The organism is Flavivirga eckloniae, assembly GCF_002886045.1.
Taxonomy (GTDB): domain Bacteria; phylum Bacteroidota; class Bacteroidia; order Flavobacteriales; family Flavobacteriaceae; genus Flavivirga; species Flavivirga eckloniae.
The window spans coordinates 2,908,150-2,921,633 of record NZ_CP025791.1 but is presented as its reverse complement, the minus strand read 5'-3'; the positions used below and the strand labels follow the sequence as shown (position 1 = coordinate 2,921,633).

Here is a 13,484-nt window from a genome sequence, read left to right as displayed (position 1 = left end):
AGATGATATCATTAAAATCAGCTCTCGCAAAACCATTTGCAAAGCGTATTTATAAAAGCATTCAAAAATGGGCTAATAAGCCTGTTGAAACTCAGGAAAAAGTGTTTCAAAATTTAATCTCTAAAGCCGCTGGTACCGAGTTTGGAAAAGATCATGATTTTACAAATATAAAATCGCATAAAGACTTTATAGAAAGAGTTCCGATTAGAGATTATGAAGCACTTAGGCCATACGTAGAGAAAGTAGTAGCAGGAGAAGAAAATATTCTTTGGAAAGGAAAACCTATTTATTTTGCTAAAACATCGGGAACCACTTCGGGGTCAAAATACATTCCTATTACAAAAGAGAGTATGCCTACTCACGTTGAGGCTGCTCGAAATGCTATTTTAATGTATATTCATGAAACGGGGAATAGCAAGTTTGTTGATGGAAAAATGATTTTTCTACAAGGAAGTCCAATTCTAAACGAACAAAATGGGATTCAGTTAGGCCGACTTTCTGGCATTGTGGCACATTATGTTCCCAAATACCTTCAAAAAAACAGATTGCCTTCTTGGGAGACAAATTGTATTGAAGATTGGGAAACAAAAGTAGATGCTATTGTTGAAGAAACATTGCCTGAAAACATGACTATTATTTCTGGAATTCCTTCATGGGTACAGATGTATTTTGAAAAGCTACAGCAAAGAACAGGCAAAAAAGTTGGTGAGATTTTCAAAAATTTCAATTTATTCATCTTTGGAGGTGTTAATTATGAGCCTTACAGAGCAAAATTTGAAAACCTGATTGGAAGACCTGTAGACAGTATTGAATTGTACCCTGCAAGTGAAGGCTTTTTTGCATTTCAGGATAAACAAAAAGAGAAGGGGATGTTACTTCAGTTAAAATCTGGAATCTTTTATGAATTTGTAAAGGCAGACGAATTCTTTGAAGACAATCCTAAAAGAATCACTATAAAAGATGTTGAAATTGGTATAAATTATGTGATTATTATTTCTACCAATGCAGGGCTTTGGGCTTATAATATTGGCGATACTGTTCAGTTTACATCAACCAAGCCCTATAGAGTTATTGTTTCCGGACGTATAAAACATTTTATTTCGGCTTTTGGCGAACATGTTATAGGTAAAGAGGTAGAACAAGCGATGCAAGAAGCCCTTTTAAATTCAAATACCAGTGTATCTGAGTTTACAGTAGCACCTCAGATAAACCCAGAAGAAGGTTTACCATACCACGAATGGCTTGTAGAGTTTGAAAACGAACCTGAGGATATTTTAGATTTGGCTAAAAAAATTGATGAATCACTTCAAAAGCAAAACTCCTATTATTTTGATTTAATAGAGGGCAAAGTATTAAGGTCACTTAAAATAACTAAAGTTAAAAAAGGAGGGTTTCAAGATTATATGAAGTCTATTGGGAAACTGGGTGGACAAAATAAATTACCAAGGTTATCGAACGATAGGGAAATAGTTGATAAAATCCTTTATAAAGATTAAGCCAAATAGTACTATATTTGGGGAATTAAAAAGACAAATGAGTAATATAAAACATCATGCTAGAACGAGAGCTCAAGAGAGTTCGAATGCCATTGAGAGGATGTATATTACTATGCGCCATTTATTTAACAGAGGCTTTTACAAGCCTATGGGTGTTTCTGGTGAAACTTTACGGCAGTCTTTGTTGCAGTTACGTCCCGAAATATATGGTTCTATAGGAGAAGAAAAAGCCGAATTAGAGGGGTTACTTTATGTCATAGATAGGCTTCCTATTGGAATTGAAGAATGTACATTTATTAATTTAACAAGTGATGAAGGCTATGGAAACTCTCATTTCAAGCCTATAATTCCAGAAAAAAGACGCCGTAATTGCTATAGAATAGATGCCGAACAAATGAATATTGAGATTACCCGAGGACGATCGGAAATCTATGATATTTTAACACACCTTACATTTCTTTTTATAGAATCTCATAAAATAAGTAATCGCGTTTTAATTGATGAGGAAGGAGCAACGACAAGAGATTGGATAAAGTTGGAAAAAGCGGTTTTATCAAAAAAGAAGCTAACTCAGGAAGAGCGCGAAGTTGCTATAACTCATGTCGCTAATATTTTAGGAAGAACTTTTAATGAGTTAAGAACGGTTTACGGCGAGTTTGCTACACCGCTACAACCAGAAAGGTTGCTTCATATTGTGTATTGGCTAGGAAAATTAGCCATAGAGGAACAGGTACATAATAATAAAAGAACAGTAACATTTAGTCCTGTATTAAGAGAACGTATTGGTCATCACATACATGGAGAAATTTGGGCGGATTCAATAAAAGAAGTATTATTTAAAAACGAATTATTAGAAAGGCCTATACATATAATAAGTGCCAATATGCATAGTGTTATGAATACACTTTTTGCATCAAATGCATTAAAATCGGTGACATCTAAAAAGGATATTTTTGAAGTATACGAGTCTTTAAGCAAAAATGAAAATGAAGGACTTCGAAATAAAGTAAATAAAGAAGCGTTACAACGGGGGATGTTTTATATTAAAGATACATCTGGAACCAATATTGATGTGCAAATTTTTGATACTAGTAAAATAGATATCTCTAAAATAGATATAAGCGTTAACGAAGCCCTATTAAAACAAACCAAACCTGTTATATTAGTCATGGATTATGCTTTTGGAGAACAAGCGTATGAAACCATTGACGAGCTATTGAAACCATATAATAATAACGACAAGAAGACTTATTTAAATGTGGAATCGGTATCGATTATGGGTAAAGCGGGCATTTTAGAAGGAGGTAAAGGTGATATTATGATACCTTCGGCACATATTTTTGAAGGCACAGCTGATAATTACCCTTTTACAAATGAACTTAAGAAGGAAGATTTAGAAGGACAAGGAGTCGATATTTATGAAGGATCTATGATTACTGTTTTAGGAACATCGTTGCAAAACAAGGATATTTTAAAGTTCTTTTACAATTCAACATGGCAAGTAATAGGATTAGAAATGGAGGGTGCTCACTATCAAAAAGCGATTCAGGCAGCTTCGAAAGTTAGAGGAAGTATCAGCTCTGGTGTAAAAGTAAGGTATGCTTATTATGCTAGCGATAACCCTTTAGAAACAGGAGCAACGCTTGCGTCTGGAGGCCTAGGGACTTCTGGAGTAAGACCAACATATTTAATAACAAGAACCATATTAAAACAAATACTTAATTAATACATATAGTTATGAGTAAAGATTTGCCACAACCACAGCAATCTGAAGAAGTAGATTTAGGACAACTTTTTAAGTTAATAGGGAATGCTTTTAGTAACCTATTTCGTTTTATAGGGAGTATTTTCAACAAGCTTTTTTTAGCATTTGTTTGGTTAGTGTTTTTTGTAAAGAAGCATGCTGTAAAACTTGCAATTGCAGGAGTAGTTGGAATTGTTTTGGGAATCGTATTGGAAAAAACCTCTGAACCAGTCTATAAGTCTTCTATTACTGTAAAGCAGAACTACGAGACGGGGGAAAATTTATATAATACAATTAGCTATTATAAAGATTTAATAAAGCAAGAAGATATAAGCACTTTGAAAAGTGTTTTGGGTGTTAAAGAAGAAGAGGCAGCATCCATTTTAAATTTTGAAATAGAACCTCTTATTAGTGAAAATGAAAAGCTTCAAGAATTCGATACATATCTTAAAACACTTGATACTTCATTAACGAAAACAGTAGATTATAAGACCTTTTTGAAAAACTCGAAAGAACACAATCACCAATACCAACAAATTACTATTAAAGCAAAAGAGAGGAATAATTTCAAAACGGTATTTCGTAAAATTATTGCAAGTATTGATTCCAATACATATTTTAAACGAGAACAAGAAAAAGATTTAAGAGAATTAAAAGAACAGGCTTCAGCAATTTCTAAAGCATTAGTTAAGTCAGATACATTATTAGCTGTTTACCAAAAAGCAATAGTAAAGTCGGCAGAGAACAATAATGATTCTCAAGCCCAAATTACCATAGCTAATAAAGGAAATCAAAGCTCTACCAAAGAGTTCGAGCTTTATAATAAAGATTTAGAACTAAGGCAAGAATTAGTTGAAATTGAAAGAGAAATAGCTAATAAGGAACATATCATTGAAATCACATCTAGTAAACAAGATAGTGGAACAATAGATGATAAAAAAGAGCTTTTTGGTAATATGATAAGTCCAAAGTTATACTATGCGATTATTTTAGTGGGACTTACTTTTATAACATTACTATGTTTACGAATTGTTAATTTTCTAGAGCGCTATAAAGATAAAATATAGGTAAAATGACGATTTTAATAACTGGAGGGGCAGGATTTATAGGATCTAATTTCATTGCATACTTTCTCAAAAAATATCCTCTTGTTAAAATAATAAATATAGATAAGCTTACTTATGCAGGAGAATTGTCTAATTTGAGTGAAATAGAAAATAATGATAGTTGTAAGTTTATCAAAGGAGATATTTGCGATAGGCCCTTAATAGAAGATTTATTTAAAAAATATAACTTCAATAATGTTATTCATTTTGCAGCCGAATCACATGTAGATAATTCTATAAAAGCCCCAAATGAGTTTATAAATACTAATGTTTTAGGCACGTTTAATTTAATCGATGTTGCTAAAAACCATTGGATGCAAGCTCCAAACGTAATTAGAAGAGGCTATGAATCATCTAGATTTCACCATATTTCTACAGATGAGGTGTATGGTTCTTTAGGAAATATAGGTTTATTTACGGAACAAACACCTTATGCTCCCAACAGTCCTTATAGTGCGTCAAAAGCGTCTTCAGATTTTATTGTTAGAAGTTATTTTCATACTTATGGAATGAATGTTGTTACAACAAATTGCTCTAATAATTATGGACCGAAACAGCATGATGAAAAATTAATTCCTACTATTATAAGAAAAGCATTGAAAGGCGAAAGGGTTCCTATTTATGGAGACGGAAAAAATATTAGAGATTGGTTATATGTATTAGACCATTGTAAAGGAATAGATTTAGCTTTTAGTAAAGGAGTTTCGGGTGAAACATATAATATAGGAGGTGAAAATGAACGAGATAATTTATATATTGCCAATACAATTTGTGATATTTTAGATGAAAAATTTCCGAAAGATAAGTCGTATAAAGACCAGGTTGTATTTGTTAAAGATAGACCTGGACATGATTTTAGATATGCCATAGATGCCACTAAAATTAAAAAAGAATTAGGTTGGAAGGCAGAAGAAAATTTTGAAACAGGAATAAGAAAGACGATTGATTGGTATATTAAAAAATATAAAAGATAAATGAAAGGAATTATTTTAGCAGGAGGATCTGGTACACGTTTGCATCCACTTACTAAAGTGGTGAGTAAACAGCTTATGCCTGTTTATGATAAACCAATGATTTACTATCCTTTAACGACATTGATGTCGGCTGGAATAAATGAGATTTTAATTATTTCGACAGCAAAAGATACTCCTAGGTTTAAAGATTTATTAGGAGATGGTGATGATTATGGTTGCAGTTTTCATTATGCTGTACAGGAAGCTCCAAATGGCTTAGCAGAAGCATTCTTAATTGGAGAAGATTTTATCGGAAAAGATAGTGCTGCATTAATTTTAGGAGATAATATTTTTTATGGTTCAGGATTAGAGCAAATTTTAAAAGCCAATACGAATCCTGAAGGAGGAGTCATTTTTGCATATCATGTTTTAGACCCTAAACGTTATGGAGTAGTAGAATTTGACCAAAGTAACAAAGCGATTTCTATTGAAGAGAAACCTAAACAACCTAAGTCTAATTTTGCAGTTCCAGGAATTTATTTTTATGATAATAAAGTGATTGATGTTGCAAAAAATATTAAGCCAAGTAAAAGAGGGGAATTAGAAATAACAGATATTAATAAAGCTTATTTGGAAAAAGGAGAACTTAGTGTGGAAATCCTGGATAAAGGTATCGCCTGGCTAGATACAGGGACTTTTAATTCACTAATGCAAGCCTCTCAATTTGTACAGGTAATTGAAGAAAGACAAGGACTAAAAATAGGTTGTATTGAAGAAATAGCCTATAAAATGGGATATATAGATAAATCTCAACTTAATAGACTAGCAAAACCATTACTTAAAAGTGGTTATGGTGAATACTTACAACATTTAGTATAGAGATGATCGTTGAAGAAACATATTTAAAAGGGTGTTTTGTTTTAAAGCCTAAAGTTTTTGAAGACAAAAGAGGCTTTTTTCTTGAAAGTTTTAATAAAAAAAAATTTGAGAAAGAAACAGGGGTTACTACTAATTTTGTACAGGATAATCAATCAAAATCTTCAAAAGGAGTTTTAAGGGGATTACATTTTCAAACCAGTGAATATGCTCAAGCCAAGTTAATACATGTTATAAGAGGAAAAGTACTTGACATTTGCGTAGATATTAGAAAAGAGTCTTCAACTTTTGGTAAACATTTTTCTATCGTTTTGGATGATATAGAGCATAAACAAGTATATATTCCGAAGGGGTTTGCCCATGGTTTTTTAACACTGGAAGACGATACTATTTTTTCTTATAAATGTGATAATTTCTATAACAAAGAATCAGAATCAGGTATTTTATATAATGATAAAGATTTAGGTATAGAATGGAACTACCCCTTAGAAAAACTTATAATATCAGAAAAAGATAAGCAATTATCTTCATTTAAAGATTTTGAAGATGGGTGTTAAAGTTTTAGTTACAGGTGCTAATGGACAATTAGGCAAGACAATTAAAGAATTATATTCTGATAATGAGAAAGGTCTTGATTTTGTTTTTGTGTCAAAAACTGAATTGGATATTACTAAAGCGAAAGAATTAAGCTCATTTTTTAATAATAAGAATTTTGATTATTGTTTAAATTGTGCGGCTTATACAAATGTTGAACAGGCAGAAAAAATATCGAAAATCGCTTATGAAGTAAATGCGGAAGGCGTTAAAAATATGGCTGAAATATGCAAAAAAAAAGATATCATTTTAATTCATATTTCAACTGATTATGTGTTTGACGGTGAAAAAGCGGGGCCTTATACTATTCAAGATACTCCTAATCCTATAAACGAATATGGTAAATCGAAATTGCAAGGAGAAAAATATATTAATAACATTTTAAAAAAACATTTTATAATTAGAACATCATGGTTGTACAGTAAAAAGTATGGTCATAATTTTTATCGAATTATTTTAAATAAAGCTAAAACAGAAAGAGAGCTTTTTGTTACTGATGAACAAGTAGGTTGCCCGACAGAAACAATAACATTGTCCAAATTTATTGTTGATATTATTGATAGTAAAAACAGCAATTTTGGAACTCATCATTTTTCTGATGATGAGTCAATGACGTGGTATAGTTTTGCAGAACAAATTTTACGGGAGAATAATATTTCTGACAAAGTAAATCTTGTTAGGATAAAGAATTGTCGTACTTTTGCAGCACGACCAAAAAATAGTGTTTTAGCCAAATCTATATAAATGAAAAAGAAAAACTTAATTGTTTTTGGAACTAGACCAGAGGCTATAAAAATGGCTCCCTTAGTAAAAGAATTTTTAAAACATGAACATCATTTTGAAACGAAAGTTTGCATAACTGCACAACATAGAGAAATGTTGGATCAGGTTCTGGAGTTTTTTGAAATCACACCTGATTATGATTTGGATTTAATGAAACCAGATCAGAATTTATATTCTCTGACAGCTGAGATAATAACAAATCTAAAGCCAGTTTTAGAAGGTTTTAAGCCAGACTATGTATATGTGCATGGAGACACTACAACGACTATGGCAGCTAGTATAGCAGCCTTTTATTCTGGAGCTAAAGTGTGCCATATCGAGGCTGGGTTGAGAACCTTTAATAAATGGTCTCCTTTTCCAGAAGAAATTAATAGAAGTATTACGGGAAGAATTTCAGATTTTCATTTTTCTCCTACAGAAACATCTCGAAAGAATTTACAGAAAGAAAATGTCAATGATAAAGACATTATAGTTACAGGAAATACAGTAATAGATGCACTTCATTTTAGCACTGCTAAAGTACAATCTGAAAATTTTGTAGATCAAGAGATTGAAAAATTAAAACCATTAATCAAAGAAGGTAAAAGGTTGGTTTTAGTAACAGGTCACCGTAGAGAAAATCATGGACAAGGATTTATAAATATTTGTAGTGCACTGAAACAGATAGCGATTGAAAACTCTGGCACTCAAATTATTTATCCTGTACATTTAAATCCAAACGTTCAGAAACCTGTGTATGAATTACTAGGAGATATTGATAATGTAAAACTTATAAGCCCCTTGTCTTATCCTGCATTTGTATGGTTAATGAATCAGTCATATATTATTATAACCGATAGTGGAGGTGTACAGGAAGAAGCACCTAGTTTAGGAAAACCAGTATTAGTCATGCGTGATACTACGGAAAGGCCTGAAGCTGTTGATGCAGGAACAGTTCTGTTAGTGGGTATAGATATTAAAAAAATTGTATTAGAAACAGAAAGATTATTGAACGATGATGATGCCTATGCCCAAATGGGCAAGTTACATAACCCTTATGGAAACGGATTGGCTTGTGAAAAGATAGTTAATTTTATTTCAAATTTATAAATAATGAGCAGAACACCAGAAGTTGTGATGGTAGGGTTGGGGTATATAGGTCTTCCAACGGCAGCATTAATAGCGAAAAATAAGACCGTTGTTCACGGAGTCGATATTAACCCTAAAGTTGTAGAAACTATCAATAAGGGGGAAATACACATTGTAGAGCCTGAATTAGATATAGCAGTTGCTAATGCAGTAAAAGAAGGCTATCTAAGAGCTTCAATCATGCCTGTCGAAGTAAATGCATATCTTATAGTTGTCCCTACACCTTTTAAAGGGAAAAACGAACCAGATATATCATTTGTAGAAGCAGCAACAAAAGCTGTTATTCCGTTCTTAAAAGAAGACGATTTATATATAATTGAGTCGACGTCACCTATTGGAACTACGGAAAAGATGATGAGTTTAATATATTCGGAAAGACCCGAATTGCAAGGAAAGCTTAGTATAGCCTATTGTCCTGAGCGTGTTCTTCCGGGAAATGTCATGTATGAATTGGTTCATAATGATAGAGTGATTGGAGGAATAGATGAAAAATCTACTGATAAAGCTGTTGAATTTTATAGCAAATTTATTGAAGGAGCGTTGCACAAAACAAATGCAAGAACGGCAGAAATGTGCAAATTAGTTGAAAATTCATCGCGTGATGTACAGATTGCATTTGCTAATGAATTATCGCTTATTTGCGATAAGGCAGATATAAATGTTTGGGAACTTATTCAGTTGGCAAATAGGCATCCTAGAGTAAATATTTTACAACCGGGTTGTGGTGTTGGGGGACATTGCATTGCCGTTGATCCATATTTCATTGTTGCCGATTATCCGATGGAGTCTAAAATTATTGGTAAGGCTCGTGAGATTAATAATTACAAATCTTTTTGGTGTGCTGAAAAAGTACAAACGGCTAAATTGGAATTTGAATTAAAACATGGTAGAAAACCAGGTATAGCTATTATGGGACTTGCATTTAAGCCTAATATTGATGATTTACGTGAATCGCCTGCAAAATATATAGCTCAAAAAGTACTTCAAAATGCTAACAACGAAGAATACTATATTGTAGAACCGAATATTGAAGCTCACAAGGTTTTTAAATTAACAAATTACCTTAAAGCCTATGAAAAAGCTGATATTATAGTTTTTTTAGTCGCTCACAAGCAGTTTAAAGAATTGAAGGAGGTATCCAAAGATAAAGTAGTGTTAGATTTTTGCGGTGTTTTAAGTTGAAAAATAAAAAAGTTGATTTATGAATTTAAAATAAATATAATTGAATAGACTTTTACTTTTGTTTTTAAAGCTTAAAAAAAAAGGTTTTTTTCATCTTATAATTTCTAATTATTCTGTACAATTTATTGTTTTTGGCTCTCATTTATTGGTTGCTAAAATAATGACGCCGTCGGATGTCGGAATCATTAAAACGATAGAGACATTTATTAATATGGCAATTGTTTTAGGGGGAGGGGGAGCTATTTTTGCTCTTTTAAAAATTATACCCGAGAATAAAGATAAAGAATTAAGAAACTATTCATTACGTTTTGCGATTAAATATGTTGTAGTTTTTTCAATTACAATATTCATTGCTTTCAACCTGTTGGCATACTTTGAGGTAATTTCTAAAAACAGGGAATTGGTTTTTTGGTTTTACCAATATTCATTTATTATTGTTCCTTCGGTTGTTGTCATGCTTTTAATTAGGTATTATCAAGCAATCGATTTGTTTAAAAGAATAAGCGGCGTGATTTTAGTTTTAAAATTTAGTTCTGCATTATTTGTACTAACACTAACATATTTTTTCTTTATCAGGGGGTATGTCCTATCAATGGTAATTACTACAATTATAGTTATGTTAAGCTTGATATATGATATAAGAAAAACAATATTTATTTCACACATTTCAAAGGATTACATTGAAATAAAGAAAAGAATAATTGCCTTATCTAAGACAGCTTTTTTTGCACAAATAATTGATCAGTTTAAACTTCATTCAGGCTTCTTTATAGCAAACTATGTGTTATTTGATCGCATAATGTTTGGTCATTATGCATTTGCACTTATAATTATTCAAGGGTTAAATATTGTATCAACAAGTGTTCAACAATTTATAATTCCTAAAATGTCAGAAGTATCAAGTGATATTCCCTTGTTCTTTGATAAGTTGAGTAAATTTGAACTAAAATTTATATTAATTTCAACCTTGATTTTTGCAGTGACACAATTAGTATTTCCAATTTGTATAGGAATGGTATTTGGAAGCAAGTATAATGAGTCCATTCTTTTATTAAGAATAATGTTGATAGGATGGTATATTCAGAGTTTTTATGCCCTAAAAGGGATTTACTTTCTTAGTTTGGGAAAAATGAAATATGTGTCGTATGCGTCTTTTTTAATTTTTTTAATTTCTGTACCTTTAATGTATTGGTTAAACGTTAGATTTGAGGCAAAAGGAGCTGCTTTTGCATATGTTTTACAGAATGTTATAAGCTATCTGGTTTTAAGTTTTTTTGTTAAGAATCTTTATAAAACTTATAGAAGACATACTATAGATTAATGGGAAATAATTATGGGAGGAGTATTGAAGAGAATAATATCACCAACAAAGATTTTTAAGAATTGGATTATATTACTTCCCTTTTTTCTAATTTTTATTTCGGAAATACTACAAATTTCTGAAAAAGGAACTTCTAGTATTGTTAAAATTTGTGCTGTAATTTATATGTTTACATATGCAGTATTGTACAAAAAATATCATAATAATTTTTTATTTTTACTTTTATTTTTTATTCCCTTTTTTGTCTATGCTATTATTCTTTCTTTTAGTATTGAAGCAGCACTAACCGAAGCTGTAAGATATCTGTTTCCTATAGCCGTATTATTTTACAGTTTTTCAATACGATCTCATTTTAACCTTTTAATAAAAGTTTTTATTGTTTTTGTGATTATAAACGACTTATATCAGATTATTAATTACATTAATTGGATAAAAGGAGTGGACCAATGGTTTTATTTATACCTACCTAATGGCGAAAGAAGATATAATGCATCTTCTGGAATAATAAGAGCTACAGGGATTGTTGCTTTTTTTGGGTTATTTGGATTTATTAATTTAATGGCTTTTTTCATAACTAGGAAATTTTATGAGGGAAAAAGAAAATCAACACTTCTTTTTTTATTCATTCTTTTTATGTTTCTAAGTTTTTCTTATAAGACTCTCGGTACATTTTTTGTCCTATTATTTTTAGAATACAAGAATAAGTTAAAACTAATTTTGACTATTTTGACTGGATTTATAGTTGCTATTATTGCCATTCCAAATACAATAGTTAGTATGGGAGAGAGTTTTTCTTATAGAATTAAAGAATACGTTACAGAAGGCAATTCTGCAAGAGCAGAATCGTATAGAGTTATGTTTTCAGATTTTTCAGATTTCAATCTATTTGGTAGAGGTGTAGGGTCTTTTGGAGGACCATCATCAGTTTCTTATAACTCTCCGGTATATCAAGAGGTTAATTTTAATTGGTATGTTACTACTAATTTGGCTACTACCGACACATATTATCCACATTTATTTGTAGAGACAGGTATAATTGGAGGGCTTTTATATATTTTTATTTTGTTATCTCCTATGTTACTAAAATGGAAAACAGATAAATTTAAAATTGTCTTTATAATATATTTTGCATTGTTTATTGATTCTTTATTTTCATATTCTTTAAACAACATCGCATTTTTAGCTGTATCATTGACTTTTATTTATCCTATTTATTATATGAATGATGATAATAAAGTAGTTAATTTGTTCAATAAAGAGGTTGTATTATGATGATGCCTGGAAAAAAAGTTTTTAGAATAACATGGTTAATTATATTAATTTTCTTGTTGGGAGACTTTATTTTGAAGGCAGATAAAACATTTCTTTCTCTCAATTATTTGTGGGAAGATATGATTTTAATTGAAACCTATGAGAATATTGAAATCGACTCAATATCAACAGATTATTTAAAAATAAAGCTCTCAAGTGAAGGGATAAATGTAAATCATACATTTGCGTTAAATGACAATGAGCCACATTATTTTAGAGCGACAAGCATAAAAAAGAAAGATTCAATAATTATTTTTTCAGGTATAAAGTGGCTGAATGGACATCCTGAATCAGTTAAAAGAACAATATTTCAAATTGTAGATTTACCGATAAAACAAACCGGAAGTGTTACTGTAACAACAATTGGAGATTCTCAAATGCTTTGGAGAGCTGGAAGAGAATTTAGAAAAAACCTTTCGTTAAAAAGTAAGGATATTGTTTTTAAGGGTAAAGAAAGGGATGTTTATGGTTATGCATCAGAAGCAAAAACGTTCAATACAATTAAAAAAGTAATTAAGAGTGTATATAATATTGAAGATACGCAAAATTATATTTTATTTATTGGAGCTCATGATAGGAAAAATGACAAAGTAACTCTAAATCAAGGAATCTGTCAGATATACGAAATACTCTCCTCTCGAAAATCCACTCAAAAGATAATAGTAATTACACTACCTCCATCTTCAAACGATACTTTAGAGGCTTACAACAAGTCTTTTAATAGTATTCTAAAAAAATGCTCTCATCATTATGAATCTGTTTTTATTATTGATTTGTATGAATATTTGTTAGATAAGCAAGGATATTTACAAGAAGATGGTGTACATCTCAATGAATATGGACATAAGTTACTTTCTAAACTTATCTTAGAAACATTATAATGAAAGCATTAAAAGAACACTTTTTTTATTGGAGTTTAACTTTGGTACTCATTACATTGCCGTTTCCAAAATATAGCCTAAACTCTATAGCTATAATTCTATGTTTTAC

The 13,484-nt window shown here is 30.9% G+C and carries 12 protein-coding genes; all 12 read left to right on the top strand.

The window, feature by feature from the left end; genetic code table 11:
- The first annotated feature begins 2 nt into the window (after positions 1-2).
- The 12 genes from C1H87_RS12050 to C1H87_RS11995 all read left to right on the top strand — a co-directional run bounded on the left by C1H87_RS12050 (position 3) and on the right by C1H87_RS11995 (position 13,375).
- Positions 3-1,496, top strand: a complete 1,494-nt coding sequence (locus C1H87_RS12050) for a GH3 auxin-responsive promoter family protein (RefSeq protein WP_102756055.1) — start codon at positions 3-5, stop codon at positions 1,494-1,496.
- A gap of 37 nt (positions 1,497-1,533) precedes the next feature.
- Positions 1,534-3,222, top strand: coding sequence for a DUF6909 family protein (locus C1H87_RS12045; protein ID WP_102758248.1), 1,689 nt, complete (start codon positions 1,534-1,536; stop codon positions 3,220-3,222).
- 11 nt (positions 3,223-3,233) lie between these two features.
- The gene (locus C1H87_RS12040) at positions 3,234-4,307 is read left to right on the top strand and encodes a YveK family protein (protein ID WP_102756054.1); all 1,074 of its coding nucleotides are present in this window, start codon (positions 3,234-3,236) and stop codon (positions 4,305-4,307) included.
- 5 nt (positions 4,308-4,312) lie between these two features.
- A complete protein-coding gene (gene rfbB / locus C1H87_RS12035) occupies positions 4,313-5,320 on the top strand; it encodes a dTDP-glucose 4,6-dehydratase (RefSeq protein WP_102756053.1) in 1,008 nt (335 codons plus the stop codon).
- Positions 5,321-6,178, top strand: coding sequence for a glucose-1-phosphate thymidylyltransferase RfbA (gene rfbA / locus C1H87_RS12030; protein ID WP_102756052.1), 858 nt, complete (start codon positions 5,321-5,323; stop codon positions 6,176-6,178).
- 2 nt (positions 6,179-6,180) lie between these two features.
- A complete protein-coding gene (gene rfbC / locus C1H87_RS12025; protein WP_102756051.1) occupies positions 6,181-6,732 on the top strand; it encodes a dTDP-4-dehydrorhamnose 3,5-epimerase in 552 nt (183 codons plus the stop codon).
- Complete coding sequence (gene rfbD, locus C1H87_RS12020) at positions 6,722-7,513, top strand: dTDP-4-dehydrorhamnose reductase (protein WP_102756050.1); 792 nt, start codon at positions 6,722-6,724, stop codon at positions 7,511-7,513. Before rfbC ends, rfbD begins: the two co-directional genes overlap by 11 nt.
- Complete coding sequence (wecB, locus tag C1H87_RS12015) at positions 7,514-8,641, top strand: non-hydrolyzing UDP-N-acetylglucosamine 2-epimerase (RefSeq protein ID WP_102756049.1); 1,128 nt, start codon at positions 7,514-7,516, stop codon at positions 8,639-8,641.
- A 3-nt stretch (positions 8,642-8,644) separates the two neighbouring features.
- Positions 8,645-9,862 carry a UDP-N-acetyl-D-mannosamine dehydrogenase gene (gene wecC / locus C1H87_RS12010; protein ID WP_102756048.1) on the top strand — a complete coding sequence of 406 codons (1,218 nt, stop codon included), beginning with the start codon at positions 8,645-8,647 and terminating at the stop codon, positions 9,860-9,862.
- 40 nt (positions 9,863-9,902) lie between these two features.
- Positions 9,903-11,183, top strand: a complete 1,281-nt coding sequence (locus tag C1H87_RS12005; RefSeq protein ID WP_158655210.1) for an MATE family efflux transporter — start codon at positions 9,903-9,905, stop codon at positions 11,181-11,183.
- 726 nt (positions 11,184-11,909) lie between these two features.
- Positions 11,910-12,455, top strand: a complete 546-nt coding sequence (locus tag C1H87_RS23330; protein ID WP_158655209.1) for a hypothetical protein — start codon at positions 11,910-11,912, stop codon at positions 12,453-12,455.
- A complete protein-coding gene (locus tag C1H87_RS11995) occupies positions 12,452-13,375 on the top strand; it encodes an SGNH/GDSL hydrolase family protein (RefSeq protein ID WP_102756045.1) in 924 nt (307 codons plus the stop codon). Before C1H87_RS23330 ends, C1H87_RS11995 begins: the two co-directional genes overlap by 4 nt.
- Positions 13,376-13,484 lie beyond the last annotated feature (109 nt).